The sequence below is a fragment of the Streptomyces sp. NPDC103540 genome (genome assembly GCF_055584445.1).
Map to the genome: position 1 here is coordinate 329,763 of NZ_JBVJMA010000002.1, position 18,211 is coordinate 347,973.

General features: G+C 77.0%; 11 protein-coding genes. 2 read left to right on the plus strand and 9 right to left on the minus strand.

What is annotated here, in order from left to right:
* The first annotated feature begins 13 nt into the window (after positions 1-13).
* Positions 14-685: an LPXTG cell wall anchor domain-containing protein gene (locus ACZ6ZI_RS06105; protein WP_469516664.1), complete on the plus strand. Its 672-nt coding sequence runs from the start codon at positions 14-16 to the stop codon at positions 683-685.
* Positions 686-773: 88 nt separating this feature from the next.
* The gene (locus ACZ6ZI_RS06110) at positions 774-1,298 is read left to right on the plus strand and encodes a mycothiol transferase (RefSeq protein WP_469516667.1); all 525 of its coding nucleotides are present in this window, start codon (positions 774-776) and stop codon (positions 1,296-1,298) included.
* 22 nt (positions 1,299-1,320) lie between these two features.
* Here ACZ6ZI_RS06110 and ACZ6ZI_RS06115 read toward each other — a convergent pair whose 3' ends face one another.
* From ACZ6ZI_RS06115 to ACZ6ZI_RS06155, 9 genes are all read right to left on the minus strand, one after another.
* Positions 1,321-2,121, minus strand: a complete 801-nt coding sequence (locus ACZ6ZI_RS06115) for a thioesterase II family protein (protein ID WP_469516669.1) — start codon at positions 2,119-2,121, stop codon at positions 1,321-1,323.
* Positions 2,118-2,975: an ACP S-malonyltransferase gene (gene fabD / locus ACZ6ZI_RS06120; protein WP_469516672.1), complete on the minus strand. Its 858-nt coding sequence runs from the start codon at positions 2,973-2,975 to the stop codon at positions 2,118-2,120. The genes ACZ6ZI_RS06115 and fabD overlap by 4 nt, the downstream gene beginning before the upstream one ends.
* On the minus strand, positions 2,972-3,523 hold the full coding sequence (locus ACZ6ZI_RS06125; protein WP_469516675.1) for a flavin reductase family protein: 552 nt from the start codon (positions 3,521-3,523) through the stop codon (positions 2,972-2,974). The genes fabD and ACZ6ZI_RS06125 overlap by 4 nt, the downstream gene beginning before the upstream one ends.
* Positions 3,520-4,575 carry a MupA/Atu3671 family FMN-dependent luciferase-like monooxygenase gene (locus ACZ6ZI_RS06130; protein WP_469516678.1) on the minus strand — a complete coding sequence of 352 codons (1,056 nt, stop codon included), beginning with the start codon at positions 4,573-4,575 and terminating at the stop codon, positions 3,520-3,522. The genes ACZ6ZI_RS06125 and ACZ6ZI_RS06130 overlap by 4 nt, the downstream gene beginning before the upstream one ends.
* Positions 4,576-4,665: 90 nt before the next feature.
* Positions 4,666-6,045, minus strand: coding sequence for an MFS transporter (locus ACZ6ZI_RS06135; RefSeq protein WP_469516681.1), 1,380 nt, complete (start codon positions 6,043-6,045; stop codon positions 4,666-4,668).
* Positions 6,042-7,625 carry an amino acid adenylation domain-containing protein gene (locus ACZ6ZI_RS06140; RefSeq protein ID WP_469516684.1) on the minus strand — a complete coding sequence of 528 codons (1,584 nt, stop codon included), beginning with the start codon at positions 7,623-7,625 and terminating at the stop codon, positions 6,042-6,044. The genes ACZ6ZI_RS06135 and ACZ6ZI_RS06140 overlap by 4 nt, the downstream gene beginning before the upstream one ends.
* 1 nt (position 7,626) lies before the next feature.
* Complete coding sequence (locus ACZ6ZI_RS06145) at positions 7,627-11,151, minus strand: beta-ketoacyl synthase N-terminal-like domain-containing protein (RefSeq protein ID WP_469516687.1); 3,525 nt, start codon at positions 11,149-11,151, stop codon at positions 7,627-7,629.
* A complete protein-coding gene (locus ACZ6ZI_RS06150) occupies positions 11,148-16,103 on the minus strand; it encodes an amino acid adenylation domain-containing protein (RefSeq protein ID WP_469516690.1) in 4,956 nt (1,651 codons plus the stop codon). Before ACZ6ZI_RS06150 ends, ACZ6ZI_RS06145 begins: the two co-directional genes overlap by 4 nt.
* Before the next feature lie 140 nt (positions 16,104-16,243).
* Positions 16,244-18,175: a non-ribosomal peptide synthetase gene (locus ACZ6ZI_RS06155; RefSeq protein ID WP_469516695.1), complete on the minus strand. Its 1,932-nt coding sequence runs from the start codon at positions 18,173-18,175 to the stop codon at positions 16,244-16,246.
* Positions 18,176-18,211 lie beyond the last annotated feature (36 nt).

The window sequence follows — 18,211 nt, forward strand, 5'->3', positions numbered from 1 at the left end:
CGCCTGGAGCACCATGACGACACGTCCGCGACTCACCCTTCCCCCGCCCCTGGCCCTCCTCGGCTTCCTGCTGGTGCTGACCGTGCAGGCGTTGGCCCTGGCCCTGGCCGCGGCGGGTCCGGCGCGCGCGCACGGCGACACCCTGAAGGTGGTCATCACCGGCCAGCGCGAGGGCCGCGTCACCGCCGACATCACCTGGGAGAACGACGGGGACCCCGTCGAGGAGGCCGTGGCCGCCACCGTCAACGCGGTCAGCGCCGACAAGAGCCGTACGGTCGGCCCCGGTCGGCTGGTCCGCGACGGCGACCGGCCCGGCGGCTGGACCGCCGCGGAGCCGCTGCCGCCCGGCGCCTGGACGGTGACGGTGGACGTGGGCTTCCCCGCGCTGGGGCACGCGGCCGGCGAGGTGTCCGTCCCGGTGGTCGACCCGGCGCCGACCGCCACCCCGACTCCGACTCCGACTCCGACGGCGACCCCGCCCGCGAGCGGCACTCCGGACGCCTCCCCCGCGCCCGCGTCCCCCGCCGCGACCGCCACCCCGCCCGCCCCCTCCGACACGGCCCCCTCCACGCGGCCGGCCGGCGGCTCCGGGGACGACACCGGATGGTGGACCACCGCCGGGGTGGCCGCGATAGCCCTGGCGGGTGCGGCGGCCGGCGTGTTCCTGCGCCGAAAGCGCCGCTGACGGAGTGTCGGCCCGCGCCCGGGGGCGCGGGCCGCGCAGGCTGGTACCCGTGCCCGACGGGCGGGCGGGAACGGGTCCGGTGACGCGCGTGAAGGCCACGGAAGTGATCGCGGACGGGTTCGGACGCGTCCGGGAGGTCGTCCACGAGGTACTGGACGGGATCGGCGCCGAGGCCCTGAACGCCCGCCCCGACCCGGCCGCCAACTCGATCGCCTGGCTGGTGTGGCACCTGGCCCGGGTCCAGGACGACCACGTCGCCGACGCCGCCGCCCTCCGCCAGGTGTGGCGCGAGGGCGGCTGGGCCGACCGCCTCGGCCTGTCGCTGCCCGTCGCGGCCACCGGCTACGGGCAGAGCGCGCGGCAGGCCGCGGCCGTCCGCGTCGACTCCCCGGAGCCCCTGCTGGGCTACTTCGACGCGGTCCACGAACAGAGCCTGCGCTTCGTGCGCTCCCTGTCCGCCGCCGACCTCGGCCGGGTCGTCGACGCGCGCTGGGACCCGCCCGTCACCCTCGGCGTACGCCTCGTCAGCGTCCTCGCCGACGACCTCCAGCACGCCGGGCAGGCGGCCTACGTCCGCGGCCTCTTCGAGCGCGGCGCCGCGCACGGCTCCTGAGCCCCCGGGACCCCCGGGTGCCTCACCACACGGACAGCAGGCCCGGGGCCGCCGTGTCCACCTCCTCCACGATCCGCCCGACCACCTCGGCGGCCCGCCCGCTCCAGTAGAAGTGGCCCCCGGGGAACCAGTGAGCCCCCACCGTCGTGTCGACGCCGGCGGTCCAGGCGGTCAGCTGCTCCCGGGTGACGACGTGGTCCTCCTCGCCGCCGAACAGTGACACCGGGACCGTCAGTCGGGCGGTGGCGGGCGGACGCGGGGTCCAGGTCTCCACGGCCCGGAAGTCGGCCCGCAGCCGCGGCTCGTAGAGCCGCCACAGGTCGTCGTCCTCCAGGATCGCCGGGGGCAGCCCGCCCATCGCGGCCAGCTCCCGGCGCAGCCGCGCCGCCTCCATCAGGTGCAGCGGCTCCCCCGGCACCGGCTGCTCCCCCTCGAACGGCGACTCGCAGGCGGAGACGCCCAGCCAGACGGGGGCGGGCAGGCCCCGTTCGGCGAGCTGCCGGGACAGTTCGTAGCCGACGAGGGCGCCCATGCTGTGCCCGAAGAGGGCGAAGGGGGCGTCCCGGATCCAGGGGCCCACGTCCTCGCGCAGCCGGGCCGCGAGCCCCTCCACCGTCGTGTGCGGCGCGAGACCGCTGAGCGGGCCGCGGCCGGGGGCCTCCAACAGGACCACGTCCCACTCCTCGGGGAAGCGCTCGACCCAGTCGACGTAGGCCAGGTGCGAGCCGCCCGCGTGGTGCAGGACGAACAGGCGCAGCTCCGGATCGTCCACCGGGCGCGGCCTGATGACGGCGGTGCCGGTCTGCCGGTGCGTCGGGCTCACGCTTCCGCTCCTTCCGCGCGCAGCGCGCGCAGCATCCGGGTCAGCACCTGGCTGTCCCCGATCTCCTTGAACTCGGTGTCGGGATCGGCCTCCAGCAGGCCTTCGACGGTCTCGCGCCAGCGGACGGGGTGGTCGATCTGGCGGGTCAGCACGGCGGCCGGCGGCTCGGTGTCCCCGTAGGGGCGGGCCGTGTGGTTCGCCACGACGGGGAAACGGGGCGCCTCCAGGGCGGCGGCCTCCAGCAGCGGGGCGAAGGCCTCGGCCGCCGGGGTCATGTGCCGGGTGTGGAAGGGGCCGCTGACCTTGAGCCGGCGCACGGTGCGGGCGCCGGCCTCCCGCAGGAGGGCGGCGGCCTCCTCCAGGGCGGCGAGGGGGCCCGCGACGATGGTCTGGTCGGCGGTGTTCCAGTTGGCGACCTCCACGTCGACCAGGCCCGCCCGGCGCAGGAGCAGCCGGATCACCGCCTCGTCGAGGCCGATGACCGCGGCCATGCCGCCGCCGGTGACGCCCGCCATGGCCCGGGCCCGGCCCAGGACCAGGCGCAGGCCGTCGGCGAAGCCGAAGACCCCGGCCGCGTGGAGGGCGTTGTACTCGCCGAGGCTGTGGCCGATGGCCACGTCCGGTGCGGGGGCGTCCTCGCGCGCGGCCTCGTAGGCCAGCGCGTTGACGACGTAGACGGCGGGTTGGGTGAACTCGGTGCGCTCCAGTCGGGCCGGGTCCTCGCACAGGGCGCGGACGGGATGGCCGAGCACCTCGTCGGCCTCGGCGACCCGCTCGGGGAACCGGTCGAACAACGCGGCGCCCATGCCGGGGCGTTGGGAGCCCTGGCCGGGGAACATGAAGACGCGGGTCATGAGAGGGCTCCCGACGGGGTGAAGCGGCTGTCGGCGAAGGTGAGGGCGGGGCGGTCGGAGAGCACCCCGAAGGAGTGGACGCGGCCGAGGAGGAGGGTGTGGTCGCCCGCCGGGTGGGCTTCGGCGACGGCGCAGTCGAACCAGGCGACGCCGCCGAGGAGCAGGGGCGCGCCGGAGTGCGGGGCGGGGCGGTGCGCCCGGCCGGTGAAGGCGGCGTCCCCGGTGGGGCGGGAGCGGTCGGCGAACCACAGGGCGTCCGCCTGCTGTTCCTCGGCCAGGACGGTGACGGCGAAGCTCCAGGCGTCGAGGGCCTGGTCGTGCAGCCGGGAGCCGCGGGCGAGGGAGACCAGGACCATGAAGGGGTCCATGGAGACGGTGGTGAAGGAGTTGACGGTGGTGCCGTGCGGCCGGCCGTCGGCGCCGACGGTGGTGACGACGGTGACCCCGGTGGGGAAGCGGCCGGCGGTGCGGCGGAAGTCCCGGCCGTCGGCGGGAGCGGGGCCGGCGGCCGTGACCGCGTGCGTGGTGGTGGTGTCGGTGGTGGTCATGCGCTGTTCCTCCGCAGTTCGTCGAGGAGCGGCAGGGCGTCGAGGACGGTCTTGGCGGGAGCGCCGAAGTCGATGAGGCAGGCCACCTCGTCGACCCCGGCGCCGGCGAGGCTCCCGACGAGGCGGGCGGCCTTGGGGAGCGTGCCGAGGAGGCCACCGTCCTCGTAGAGCCGGTCGAAGGCGCGGGCGGCGAGGAAGTCGAGGTCCTTGTCGCGCAGCTTCGCGGGGTCGAGGCGGCGGGCGCCGCCGTGGGCCTGGGAGGCGAGCAGCAGGTTGACGGAGGTGCGCAGGTAGCGGGTGAGGGGTTCGCGCACCAGCTCGCGGGTGGCGTCCTCGTCCTCCCCCAGCAGGGTGTGGACCATGCACACGACGTGCCCCCGGTCGCCGGGGACCGCGTCGGGGCGCGCGACGTAGGCCTCGCGGTAGGCGGCGGTCTTCTCGGCGAGGTCGGCCGGATCCTGGCCCAGGAGGTGGGTCAGGACCCCGGCGCCAAGCGCGCCCGCGGCGCGGAACGTCTCGACGCCGCCGGCGCTGGTGATCCACACGGGCAGTTCGGCCTGGACGGGGCGCGGGTAGGAGCGCACGCGGCGCGCGGCGCCGGTCCCGTCGAGGACCTCGGCCTCCTCGCCGCGCCACAGCCCGCGGACCTGCCGGACGGTGTCGACGAGGACCTCGCGTCGGTTCTCGTACGCCTCGGGGCGCAGGGCGAAGTCCGTGGCGTGCCAGCCGGAGGCGAAGGCGAGGCCGACGCGGCCGGCGGAGAGGTGGTCGACGACCGCCCATTCCTCGGCGATCCGCAGCGGGTGGTGCAGGGGCGCGACGACGCTCCCCGCCCGGATGGCGACGCGGCTGGTGGCGGCGGCCAGGGCGGCGCCCGTCACGGCGGGGTTGGGGTAGAGGCCGCCGAAGGGGTGGAAGTGGCGTTCGGGGGTCCACACGGCGGCGAAGTCGTGGGTGTCGGCGAAGCGGGCGCCGTCGAGGACGAGGTCGTAGCGGCCGGCGCCGTCGGGGGCCGGGTCGTCGTTGCCGAAGTAGAACAGGCTGAAGTCCACGGAAGGGTCTCCGAGTTCGTGAGGGTGGCGGAAGGGGCCGGGCACGCGGGCGCTCCGGGGCGCGGTGGCGCCGGCCGCGGCCTCGGCCGGTCAGGCCGTGACGGTGTCCGGCCGCTGCCCGGCCGCCGCGGTGGCCCCGCCGGGGGCGGATGACACCGCCGGGACGGGGACGGGGGCGGGGGCCGGGGGCGCGATCGCGGTCGCGGGCTCGGGCGTGGCCGGGGCGGGTGTGGCTCGGGCGGTCTCGGGCTGTGAGAGGTCGCGGGTGCGGGCCGCCCAGCGGGCCGTGGCCGGGGTCGCCAGGCCCCCCGCGAGCAGCAGCGCGCCGAACAGCAGCCAGCCGGGCGCGCCCCAGCCGATGATCACGGCGGTGGTGAGGATCGGGGTCACCGCGCCGCCGACGCGCTGGGCCAGGTTGAACATGCCCTGGTACTGGCCGTGCGCGTCCTGCGGGGCCAGTTCGTAGGACAGCGCCCAGGAACCCGCCGAGTGCAGCATCTCCCCGCACACGTGCACCACCGCGCCGACCACCAGGCAGACGGCGGCGACCCAGGCGGGCTGCCCGGCGGAGAGGGCGAAGACGGCGCAGCACACCGCGAGCAGGATCCCGGAGCGGCGCATCGCCCGGGCGCCTCCCGTGACGTCCTCCGCCCCCCTGCTCATCCGCACCTGGAACAGGACGCACAGGGCGGTGTTGACGAAGACGAGTGCGGCGAAGATCGAGACGGGCGCGTCCGTGCGCTCGGTGATCCAGATGGGCAGGGCCACGGTCAGCAGCGCGTCGGTGCCGAGGACGAGGACCGCGTTGAGGACGGACACCACCAGGAACGGGCCGTCGCGCAGGACGTTGCGCCGCGGACCGTCGGCGGCCCCCGCCGCGGGGGCCTTCGTACGGGGCAGCCGCAGGCACAGGAGGGCGGCGGCGGTGAACAGGAGGCCCGCGCCGGCCAGCAGCCACCGGTAGAGGGCGCCGGAGTCCCCGGCCAGCGCCAGCCCGCCCAGCAGGGTGCCGACCGCGAGGCCGACGTTGATGACGGACTGGAGGTAGGCGCGGGCGCGGACCCGCTCGGCGGCCGGCACAGCCTCCGCGATGAGGGCGCCGCGCGCGGCGGCGCCGCCCGCGTCGGCCATGGCGGAGAGCGCGACGACGACGAGGAAACCGGTGAAGCCGCCGGTCAGGGCGTAGCAGCAGACGGCCGCGCCCTGGGCCGCTCCGAACAGGACGGAGGTGTTGCGCGAGCCGAGCCGGTCGGAGAGCCGGCCCGCCGGGATGCTGACGAGCATCGCCAGGACGGCGGCGACGGTGAGGCCGAGGCCCACCCGCTCGGAGTCGATGCCGACGGCCCGGATGAAGAAGAGCACGCTCACGGAGAGCAGGAAGCCGTTGGCGACGGTGCGGGCGAGGTTGCTGACGGCCAGGACGCGCACGACGCCCGGCGGCGGTCGCAGGTCGTGCAGGAGCCGGATCATCGGGCCGCTCCCGCCGGCTCGGGGGTGAAGCGGGCCGTCAGGGCGGGCCGGTCGATCTTCCCGTTGGCGTTGAGCGGCAGGGCGTCGAGGTGCTCGTAGCGGCGGGGCACCATGTGGACGGGGATCCGCTTGCGCAGCCACAGCATGACGTCCGTGGCCTTCGCGGGCGTCCCGGTGTGGACGCCGACGAGTTCGGTCTCGTCCGGGCCGGGTACGGCGAGGACGACGGCGTCGGCGACGTGGGGGTGGTCGCGCAGCGCCGCCTCGATCTCGCCGAGTTCGATGCGGTAGCCGCGGACCTTGACCTGGGTGTCGAGGCGGCCGAGGTGGACGAGGGTGCCGTGCTCGTACCGGACGCGGTCGCCGGTGCGGTACCAGTGCCCGGCGGTGAGCGGGCCCTCGCCGCGGTGCTCGACGGCGGGGCGGCCGGTGCCCGGGTCCCAGGACACGAAGCGTCCCGCGTTGTCGGCGGGGTCGAGGTAGCCGTCGAAGCGCTGGGAGCCGCGTACGACCAGTTCCCCCTCCTCGGCGGGCAGCCCGTCCGGGCCGAGGACGGCGTGCTCCAGGAAGGGGTACACGGGGCCGATGGGGATGGTGCCGTTGGAAGTCGAGGTCCAGTCCTCCGGGTTCTCGGGGAGGCGGAACTCGGTGCAGGCGACGGTGAGTTCGGTGGGGCCGTATACGTTGTCGATCCGCGCCTTCGGGGCCGCCTCGTGCCACAGGCGGGCCTGGCGGGTGGTGAGCTGCTCGCCGATGAAGACGGCGTGGCGCAGGTCGGGGGCGAGTCCGGCGGGCAGTTTGCCGAGGCGGGCGGAGACCGAGACCGCGGACGGCACCGAGAACCAGTGGGTGATGCGGCGTTCGACGACGTAGCGCACCGGTTCCAGGAGTTCGGCGCGCTGGGGGACGACGAGGGTGGCGCCGCCGCCCCAGGTGACGAACAGGTCGAAGACGGAGGGGTCGAAGGTGAGGTCGAAGGTGTGCGAGACGCGGGCGCCGGGGCCGACCTCGAAGCGGTCGATGTTGTGCTCGATGTACGGGGCGAGGTTGCGGTGGCGGACCGGGACCCCCTTGGGGCGGCCGGTGGAGCCCGAGGTGAACAGGACGTAGGCGACGTCGTCCGGACCGGTGGTGCGCGGCGGGAGGGCGCGCGGGTCGGTCGCGGGCAGGGCGGCGGTCTCCTCGTCGGTGAGGGTCAGGACGGCGATCAGCTGCTCGGGGGCGGTGAGTTGCGGGGCGCCCGCGCTGTCGGCGAGCAGCACCTCGGCGCCGGCCAGTTCCCACACGGCGCGGTTGCGGGCCACGGGGTAGCCGGGGTTGAGGGGGGTCACGGTGGCGCCCAGGCGCAGGGCGGCGAGGTAGCCGGCGAAGGCGGTCAGGGTGCGGGAGGCGAGCAGGGCGACGCGGGCGGGGGCGGCGCCGCCGTTGGCGCGGAGCACGGCGGCGGCCACGGCGGTGGCGCGTTCGTCGAGCCTGCGGTAGGTCCACGTGTCGCCGTGCACCTCCAGGGCGGGCTCGTCGGGGTAGTCGGCGAGGGAGCGGGCGAACCAGCCGTACAGGGTGGTGTCGGTGAAGGTCATCTCAGCGATCCGTTCCGGTCGACGCGGTGCGGGCGGGGGCGTGCGGGGCGAGGAGTTCGGCGTAGGTCGCGCGGCGGGCGGCGGCGTGGCCGAGGCCGGCGAGGAGGGCCGGGCCGGTGGGGGCCGGGTCGTGGCCGCCGCGCCGCAGCCAGGGGCGCCAGGCCTGGGCCTCGACGGCGCCGCCGGGCGACGCGTGGCGTTCCAGGGCGCGGGTGGCCAGCGGGTCGAGGGCGGTGTTCTCCCGGGCGAGGGCGCGCAGGGCGACCTCACGTTGCCAGCGCCGCCGGGAGACGGGTTCGGTGGTCAGGCCGGCGGCGTCGAGGAGCTCGAACAGGCGCCTTCGGGTGACGGGTTCCGCGTCCACGAGGTGGTAGGCGCGGCCTTCGGAGGCCGGTTGCGGGGCCAGCTCGACGACGGCGCGGGCGGCCAGGTCCACGGGGGCGACCGGCAGGGGCCGGTCGTCCGCCCCTTCGGGCCGCAGGCCGGTGGCGAGGGAGCCGGCGAGCAGCCGCCACAGGGGTTGGTCGGGGTCGCAGGCGCCCGTTCCGTCGGCGCCGAGCAGCAGGCCCGTACGGAAGACCCGTACCCGCAGGCCGTCCCGCTCGGCGCGTTCCGCCAGGCGTTCGGCGACCCAGGCCGCGACGGCCGCGCCCGGTGCCCCGGGGGTGAGCGGTTGTGCGCGGGTCTCCTCGATCGGGGCGTCCGCGCCGAGGCCGGAGCCGCAGGCGTCGAGCGTGGAGAGCAGGACGAGGTCCTCGACCCCGTGACCGCGCATCCAGGCGAGGAGGGCGGCGAACGGGGGAACGGCCCGCTCGCGCAGGGCCGCGTAGGCGCCGCCGGCGTCCGGCACGGCGTTGTGCACGACGCGGGTGACGCGTGCGGCGAGGGCGGCGTCGTAGGGGTACGGGCCGCCGGCGGGGTGGGGCAGGGGGCGCAGCCGCGCCGGGTCGGGTTCGGGCAGGGCGCAGGCGGCGGCGCGTTCGCGCAGCAGGGCGCGGGCCGCGGCCTCGTCGGCGGCCGGGACCACACAGTGGACGAGTCCCTCGCCGGCGCGCAGCAGTTCGTGCAGGACGAAGGTGTCGAGCAGGGTTCCCGTGCCGGTGACGAGGGTGTCGCCGACGCGGGGGCGGGGGGTGGCGGTGCGGGCCGCCGCCGGCGCGGGCGCGCCGAGGTCCAGGCCGAGGTCGGCGTCGACGAGGGCGGCCTCGGTGGGCGCGGGCGCCCCGGCGTCGACACCGGCCGGGCCGGAGGCGGCCGGGCCCGTGGTGGCCGTGCGGACGAGGGCGGCCATCCGGCGGACGGTGGCCTGGGCCCCGCCCGCCCGGTAGACGTCCACGCCGACGCCGAAGGCCCGCTGGACGGCGGCCTCGATGCGCAGGGCGGCGAGGGAGTCCCCGTCGTACAGGCCGAAGGCGCCGTCGGGGCCGAGCCCGGGGTGACCGAGCACCCCGCGCCAGATGCCGAGGAGTTCGCCCTCGACGCCGTCCGCGCCGCCGTCCGCGCCGGCGCCCCCGCCCACCGGTGTCGGGGCCGGCGGAGCCGCCGGTGGGGCCGCGAGGGGCGGCAGGGTGTCGAGGGCCCAGTGGGTGTCCCGGCGGAAGGGGTGGGTGGGCAGGCGGACGCGCCGGCCGGTGTCCCCGGCGAGGGCCTCCCAGTCCACGTCGACCCCGTGGGCCCAGGCGGCGGCGAGGGCCTCCTCGACGGCCTCGTCCCCCGCGTCGCCGGCGGCGTCCAGGGCCAGCGCGTGGTGGCCCGGGCCGCTTTCGCCGTGTCCGAGGAGGAGCGTGAAGCGGTCCGCGCGCCGGGGCCGGCCCGGCCCGGGGTCGACCTCCACCTTCCCCTTCAGGGCTCCGGTCAGCCGCGCCACGAGCCCCGCCGCCCCGCCCGGCGCGGGCGGTACGAGGACCACCTTGCGCAGGGGCCTGGCACCCGGGGCCGGGGCCTCGGCGGGAGCGCGCAGGGCGCGGGCGGCGGCCCGCGGGTCGGCGCCCGGGACGGTGACGACCCTGCGGTGGGGCAGCGCGGTCCGCCCGACGCGCAGGGTGTGCGCGGCGTCGCCGAGGGCGGGGGCGTCCGGTGCGGTGAGGGCGTCGGCGAGCCGGTCCGCCGCCTCGGCGAGCGCGGCGGGGTCGTGGGCGGACAGGACCAGGCGTACGGTCTCCCGCTCCGGGGCGGGGGCGCGCGACGGCGCGGGCGGCGGGCCGAGGACGGCGGTGGCGTTGGTGCCGCCCAGGCCCATGGAGTTGACCAGGACGTAGGGCGCGTCGGCGGTGCGCGTGGGGGCGGCCGAGATCGTGAAGGGGCTCTCGGCGAGGACGCCCGGGTCGCGGGGCCGCTCGAACATCGGGTGCGGCGGCAGTTCTCCGGTCCGGGCCACGGCCACGGCGGCCAGCAGTCCGGCGATGCCGGCGGCCGGTCCGGCGTGCCCGATGTTGGCCTTGACCGAGCCGAGTCCGCAGTAGCCCGTCGGGGGCTCGGCGGTGTCCGGCGCGTCGGTGTCGGACGCGGCGCGGGCCCGCAGGCCGGCGGTCAGCCCGCGCAGTTCGATCCGGTCGCCGAGCGGGGTGCCGGAGCCGTGCGCCTCGACGTAGCGCAGTCGGTCGCCGCGTACGCCCGCCACCTCCAGGGCCCGGGCCACCACGTCCGCGAGCCCGGCGGGGCTGGGCGCGGTGAAGCCCGAGCGGGCGGAACCGTCGTTGCCGACGGCGGTGCCGTGCAGGACGGCGAGGACGGGGTCCCCGTCGCGCTGGGCGTCGGCGAGCCGGCGCAGGGCGACGACGCCGACGCCGGAGCTGAAGGAGGTGCCGGTGGAACGGGCGTCGAAGGGACGGCAGTAGCCGTCGTGGGACTGGAGTCCGCCGGGGCGGTGGCGGTAGCCGAGCAGGGGCTCGTTGACGGAGGCCCCGCCGGCGAGGGCCAGGTCGCATTCGCCGGCCAGCAGGGACAGCGCCGCGTAGTGGACGGCCGTCAGCGAGGAGGAGCAGGCGGTCTGGACGCCGATCGAGGGGCCGCGCAGGCCGAGTTTGTAGGCCACGCGGGACGGCAGGAAGTCGCCGAGCCCGCCCAGGTGGAGGGCCACGTCGTCGACGGCGCCCATGACCCCGTCGGTGAGCGCCCGGGAGGCCTGGAGGGCGGCCATGTAGGTGCTGGGGCTGCCCCCGGCGAAGACCCCGGTGACGAGGCGTCCGCCGCGCGGGGCGTGCCCGGCGGACTCCAGGGCCTGCCAGCAGGCCTCCAGGAAGATCCGCTGCTGCGGGTCGGTGGCGGCGGCCTCGGCCGGCGAGTAGCCGAAGAAGGAGGCCGCGAAGTCCCCGGCCGCCGGGATGCCGGCCGCCCGTGCGACGTAGTCCGGGGCGTCGAGGACCTCCGGGGTCAGTCCGGCGGCGAGCAACCGCTCCCGATCGAGGTCGCGGACGCTGACGTGGCCCTCGGCGAGCCGGCGCCAGAACTCCTCGGGGCTCCAGGCGTCGGGGAGGCGGCAGCCCGCCCCGACGACGGCGATCCTGCGGTCTTCGGGGCCGCTCATGCCGTGTGCTCCCCGGAGCCGGTACGGCTGCCGCCGGTGGGGGCGAGGCCTTCGAGGAAGGCGGCCTGGGCCTCGACGGTGCTGTGCTCGAAGAGGTCGGCGGCGTCCGGTTCGCGGCCCGTCAGCTCGCCGATCCGCTCCAGCAGCACCATGAGGAGCATGGAGTCGCCGCCGGCCTCGAAGAAGTTCACGTCGTGTTCGACGTCGGGGGTGTCGAGCACCTCGGCCCACAGGGCGGCCACGGTGTCGGTCAGGTCGCGCGGACCGTCCGCGGCGGCCGGGGCCGGGTCGGTGGTGGTGGTCTCGGTGAGGGGGGTCTCGGTGAACACGGTTGCCTCCGGGTCGGTGAGCAGCTCTTCGGCGGCGCGGGCCAGGTCCGCGAGGAGGCCCTCGGCGGTGGCCGCGTCGAAGAGCGCGGTGAGGTGGGTGAGCGAGAAGCCGAGCGGGGTGCCCGGGGAGCCGCCGGTGACGGTGAGCTCCAGTTCGTACTTGGCCTTCAGGCGCGGCGGTACGCGGTACCGGGCGCGGGTGGCGGCGGTGGGTGCCGGTGGGGTCGGGGCGGTGTCCGCCGCGCCGAGGTAGACGGGGGTGACGGCGGGCCTGCCGAGGTCGCGGTCGGGGTGCAGGGCGGCGGCGAGGGAGTCGAAGGGGGTGTCGGCGTACCGGTAGGCGGTGAGGGCGGATTCCCGCACCCGCTCCAGGAGCCGGCGTCGGCCGGGGTCGTCGCGGAGGTCGGCGCGGACGAGCAGCGTGTTGACGAACATGCCGACGGTCTCGGCGTGGGCGGCGCCGTCGCGGCCGGCCCACGGGAAGGCGAAGAGGAAGTCGCGGCCGCCGCCCCGGCGGGCGAGGACGGTCGCCAGCAGCGCGCCGGCCAGCATGAACGGGGTGACGCCGAGCGGTGCGGTCAGCTCGGTGAGCCGGCGTGACAGGTCGGCGGGCAGGGTCAGTTCGCACCGGTCGGCTTCGATGGTCTGGGCGGTGCCCCGGGGACGGTCGTACGGGAGGGCGATGTCGGTCGGGGCGCCGCGCAGGGTGTCGAGGTACGCGGCGGGGGCACCGTCCGGGGTCCGCGGTTCGGGCGTCGCGGCGGCCGGGTGGCCGGGGGTGGGAAGGGCGAGCGGCGCCCCGTCGGCGAGGTGGCGGGTCAGGGCGGCGACGTCGCGCAGCAGCAGATCCAGGGACCAGCCGTCCGAGACGATGTGGTGTACGCCGATCACCAGGAGGGTCCGCTCGTCGCCGAGGGCGATCACGGCTCCTCGGGCGGGTGCCTGGCGGGCGAGGTCGAAGGGGGTCCAGCACAGGGCGGCGACCTCCTCCTCGATCCGGGCGGGCGGCCAGTCGGAGCCGTCGAGGAGGACGGCCTCGGGCGCTTCGCCGTCCGTGCGGTAGAAGACCTTGCGGGCCTTGGGGTCGAGGGTGAAGCGGGAGCGCAGGCCGGGGTGGCGGGCCAGGGCCCGGGCGAGGGCCTCGCGGAGCACCTCGCGGTCGAGGGGTCCGTCGATCTCGACCACGCCGGGGGCGAGGTAGGCGGTGCGCAGGTGCGTGATCCGGTCCATCACCCACAGCCGCTGCTGTACGGGGCTGCCCGGGTGCGTGGCGGCGGGGTCGATCGGCCGGACGGCGGTGGCGGACCCGCCGGCCCGGGAGGCGGCGGCGTGCTCCAGGGCCTCGGTGAAGCCCGCGACGGTGGGTGCGGCGAGGAAGGCCCGCAGCGGTACCGCGCTCCCCCAGCGGCGCTCCGCCTCGGCGAGCATGCGGACGGCGAGCAGGGAGTGACCGCCGAGGGTGAAGAAGTCGGCCCCGGGGGCGAGCCGTTCGGGGTCGACGCCCCGCAGGTGGGCGGCCATGAGCGCGGCCACCGGTCGTTGGGCGGGGGTGAGCGCGGTGTCGGGGGCGCTCTCGTGGGGCAGGGGGCGTCCCCGTACGCCGGCGAGGGCCGCGCGGTCCACCTTGTCGTTGGCGGTGCGGGGCAGCGCGTCCACCACGTACACCTTGGCGGGCAGGACCGCGGCGGGCAGCCAGCGCAGCAGCGGGCGCAGCAGTTCCTCGCGGGTGGGGGGCCGACCGCCCAGTTCGACGTGGGCGACGAGGGCGGGCGGGTTCCCGGCGGTGGTGACGGCGGCGGCGGTGACGGCGGGGTGTTCCTCGATCAGGCGGGTGACCTCGCCCGGTTCGATGCGGATGCCGAGGACCTTCAGCTGGTCGTCGGCCCGGCCGAGGTGGACGAGGCGGCCGTCCTCGCGGAGCAGGACCCGGTCGCCGGTGCGGTACATGAGGGAGCCCGGTGTCCCGTACGGGTCGGGCAGGAAGGCGCTCGCGGTCTGTTCGGGCCGGTCGAGGTAGCCGAGGGCGACGCCGGCGCCCGCCACGTACAGCTCGCCGGGGACGCCGGGCGGCAGTTCCTCGCGGCGGGGGCCGAGGACGTACGCGCGGGTGCCGGGCAGGGGGACGCCGATGGCGGGCGGGCGGACGTCGTCGGGGTCGACGGACGCGTGGGTGCTGTTGCAGGAGGCCTCGGTGGGGCCGTAGACGTTGACGATCCGGGTGCCCCAGCGGGCGGCGCAGTCCGCGGCGAGGCGTCGCGGGAGGGCTTCGCCGCCGGAGTAGACGGCGCGCAGGCTGCTCGCGGCGTCGGGATCGCGGTCGTGGTCGGCGCCGGGGTGTTCCCGGTCGGCCTCCAGCATGGCGTGCAGCAGGCTCGGGGTGATCGAGCCGGCGACGGTGGCGCCCCGGGGGCCGCGGATCAGAGCGAGCAGGGCGCGGGCGTCGCGGCGTTCGAGGTCGTCGGCGACGAGGAGTTCGGCGCCGGCGAGGAGGGCCTCCAGGACGTTGTACGGGGCCGGGTCGAAGGCGGTGCCGGCGGTGAGCAGGAGCCGGTCCTCGGGGCCGAGCGCGCAGTCGCGGGCCCACCACAGGGCGGTGTTGAGCAGCCCGCGCTGGGGAATCCGCACGCCCTTGGGGCGGCCGGTGGTGCCGGAGGTGTAGAGGAGCGCGGCGACGTCCTCGGGGCCGACGGCGGCGGGGGTGAAGGGGGCGGAGGCGAAGGGGGCGGAGGTGCCGCCGTCCGACGCGGGCCGGGCGCGGAGTCCGTCGAGGGACAGGGGCTCGACGGCGGTGTCGAGGCCGGCGAGCAGGGCGGCGCCCTCCGCGCAGACCAGGGCCGTGTCGGCGCCGGTCTCGGCGAGGACGAACTCGACGCGGGCGGCGGGGGTGTCCAGGGCGAGGGGCACGAGGGCGGCGCCGGCGCGCAGCACGCCGAGCCAGCCCGCGACGAGCGCGGGGCCGCGCGCGGCGAGGACGGGGACGTGGCGGCCCGGTCCGACGCCGGCCGCGCGCAGCCGCTCGGCGATGGCGCGGGTCCAGGTGTCGAGTTCGCCCAGGGTGAGGGTGCCGTGCGAGCTCCGGACGGCCGTGCGGTCGGCGTCGGCGGTCGTCCCGATCGCGGCGAGGCGTTCCTCCAGGGCCTGGGTGGCCGTGGCGGGTCCGGGGTGTGGGGCGTCGCCGGTGAGGATCCCGTACGGGTGGGCGTGGGCGGGGCGTTCGGTGACGGGCAGCTCCCGCAGGGGGGTGGCGGGGGCGGCCACGGCGGCCGCCAGCAGGGCCCGGTATCCCGTCGTGAAGTGGCGGGCGGTGCTCTCGGTGTAGCGGCCGGTGTCGTAGGTGACGGTGGCGAGGAGGCCGCCGTCGGGGGTGTGCTCCAGGACCAGGGAGAGGTCCTGTTTGGCGGTTCCGGTGGGCAGCAGGGTGGGCGGCTCCCAGGGGTGGCGGCCCTCGGGGTCGGGGGCCGGGGAGTTCTGCAGGACGAAGCCCAGTTCGGCCAGGGCGGCCGGACGGGCGGTCGCGGAGGCGGCCTCGGTGCCGCCGGTCGCGGTGCCGCCGGTCGCGGCGTGCCGGGCCTCCGCCACGGCCGCCGTCAGCCGGTCGAAGGGCAGTTCCTGGTGGGCCAGGACCCGGAAGGCCTCGGCCCGCGAGCGCGCGCACAGCTCCTCGAAGGTGCCGTCGGGGTCGGGGGCGCAGCGCAGCGGCACGGTGTTGACGAAGAAGCCGACGAGGTCGGCGACGGCGGGGTGCGGACGGTTGGCGGCGACGGTGCCGAGCAGGAACTCCGACTGTCCGCTCCAGCGTTGGACGAGGGCCTGGAAGGCGGCGAACAGCACGACGAACGGGGTGACCCGGAGCTCGCGGGCCAGGGTTTCGGCTCCCGTGACCAGCGGGGCGGGCAGGGTGAGGCGGACCTCCTCGCCGCGCCGGTCCCCGTCGGGGACGCGGGCGCGCGGGGGCGCGACGCCGAGCGCGGGGTCGGCGGCGGCCGCGTCGAGCAGGGCGGCGGCGCGTTCCTCGATCCTGCGCGCCGGCTCCGGATCCCGGTCCCCGGCCCGGTCCCAGACGGCGAAGTCGGCGTACTGGACGGTGGGCTCGGGCAGCGTGGGCGACAGTCCGGAGCGGGCCTGGTCGTAGGCCGCGGCGAGGGCTCCGTAGAGGACGGGCAGGGACCAGCCGTCCACGGCGATGTGGTGGACGGTGATCAGGAGGGTTCCGGGGCCCGCCGCCGGGTCGGGATCCTGCCACAGGGTGGCGCGCAGGGGCGCGTCGACGGTGAGGTCGAAGGGGGCGCGGGCGCGTTCGGCGAGTTCGTCGTCCTCGGGCGCGGGGCGGTCGATCACCTCCAGTGCGACGGGCCGGCCGGGGGCGGCGACGAACTGGACGGGCCGGCCGTCGACGGTGCCGTAGGTGGTGCGCAGGACCTCGTGGGCGGTGACGAGGGCGGTCAGCGCGGCGCGCAGGGCGGTCGGGTCGACGCGCTCGCGCCAACGGGTGAGCAGGGGCACGTTGTAGACGGCGGAGGCGGGTGCGCTCCGGTGGATGTACCAGAGGCGTTCCTGCGCGAGGGAGAGCGGGGCGGTGGCGGCCCCCCTGCGTTCGGGGGCGGCGGGGCGTGAGGGTGCCATGGGGGTGGCCTTTCGAGGGCTGCCGGGGTCCGGTGCGCGCGGCGGCGGGCACGTCGGGCGTGCGTCGGCGCGGAGGGGGCCTGGGGGTGCGGGGCCCGAGGAGGACCGGGGTGTCGGTCCCGTGCCCCGGGCGGGGCGGATCACCGTTCGCGCAGGCGCCCGGCGAGGTCGGCGAGGTCCGTGGCGAGCAGCACGTCGGTGGGGGTGAGGGGGACGCCGAGGCGTTCGGAGAGCCGGAAGGCGGTCTGGGTGGCGAGGATGGAGTTGCCGCCGAGGCCGATGAAGTCGTCGTCGGGGGCGATGTCGCGCACGCCGAGGAGGTCGGCCCAGACCTCCGCGATCCGTGCCTCCAGCGGGTCGGCGGGGCGCGCGCCGGTTTCCGGGGCGGGGGCGGCCTCCTGCGCGGGCGTGGCCTCCTGCGCGGGGTCCGCCGACGGCGCGGGGTCCGCCGACGGTGCGGGGGCGGCCTCCTGCGCGGGGGCGGCCGACCGGGCGCCGGCCCCGTCCGGGGTCGCCGGCCGCTCCAGCAGGCGCCGGATGTGGGCGCGGTCGGCCTTGCCGGTGGTGCCGTAGGGCAGTTCGCGCAGGGGCAGCCAGCGGGCGGGGAGCATGTACGAGGGGAGGGTGCGGGCGAGGGCCTCGGCCAGCTCCCGCCCCTGGGCCTCGGCGCCCCCGGGGTGGTCGGGGTCGGCGAGGAAGGCCCCGAGGAGGAGGGCGGTGTGCCCTTCGCCGCTCTTCTCGACGAACGCGGCGCCGGTGCGGCCGGTGGCCGCGGCCGCGCGTTCGACCTCCTCCAACTCGATCCTGAAGCCGCGCAGTTTCACCTGCCGGTCGACGCGGCCGAGGATGTCGTACGTCCCGTCGGGCAGCAGGCGTACGAGGTCGCCGGTGCGGTAGCGGGGGCCGTCGGGGTGCGGGAGGAAGGCGGCGGCGGTGCGTTCGGGGCGGCCCAGGTAGCCGGAGGTCACCGAGGCCCCGGCGACGAGGAGTTCACCGGGCTCGCCGGGAGCCACGGGGTTCAGGTCGGCGTCGACGACGTGCAGTTCGGCCCCGCGCACGGGGTGTCCGATGGGGACGCGGGTGCGGCCGCGCAGGGATTCCTCGGTGCAGTCGAACCAGGTGACCAGCACGGTGGTCTCGGTGGGGCCGTAGATGTTGGTCAGTCGGCCCGGTCCGCCGGCGGCGAGGACGGCGCGGGTCGCGGCGAGGTCCAGGGCCTCGCCGCCGACGAGCAGGCCGCGCAGCGGGGCGAGGGCTCCGGGCGCCTCGCGGGCCACCATGTGGAAGAGCGAGGTGGTGAGCAGGGCGGTGGTGACGCCCTCCTCGGCGAGGAGCGCGGTCCAGCGTTCGAGGTCGAGTTCGACCACGGAGGGCAGGACGACGAGGGTGGCGCCCGCCGTCCACGCTCCCCACACCTCCCAGGTGAAGGCGTCGAAGGCCGGGTTGGCGAGCTGGCCGACCCGGTCGGAGGCCGTGATGTCGCCGTGCACGGGCGCGGTGACGAGGTCCAGGACGGCGCGGTGCGGGACGACCACGCCCTTGGGGGTTCCGGTGGAGCCGGAGGTGTAGCCGACGTGGCAGGGGCCCTCGTCGTCGACGTCCGGGTCGGCGTAGTGGTCCGTCTCGGCGTCGGCGCCGGTGGGGAGCGTCAGGAGCAGGGCGGACTCGGGTGCGCGCAGGGGTCGTTCGCGCCGACTCGGGCCGGTGCCGGTGATGACGGCGCGGACGGCGGCGTCGTCGAGGACGAGTGCGACGCGGTCGGCGGGGGCGTGGCTGTCGAGCGGGAGGTAGGCGGCTCCGGAGCGCGTGACGCCGAGGAGCGCCACGAGGAGGTCGTTGCCCCGGTTCAGTTCGAGGGCGACGAGGTCTCCGGGGCCGATGCCGAGGGCGGTGAGCCGGGCGGCGAGGGCTCCGGAGCGCCGCCAGAGCTGCCGGTAGGTCAGTTCCGTTCCGCCGACGGCCTCCCGCGTCGCCACCGCGTCGGGCGTGAGGCGTACGCGGGCGGCGACGAGGCGGTGGACGCCGCCCTTCGGGCCGTCCGCGCCGGCGGTATGGATCTCGTCCGATCCCATGGCTCCCCCTTTATTCCGGAATTCCGCATAGTGGAA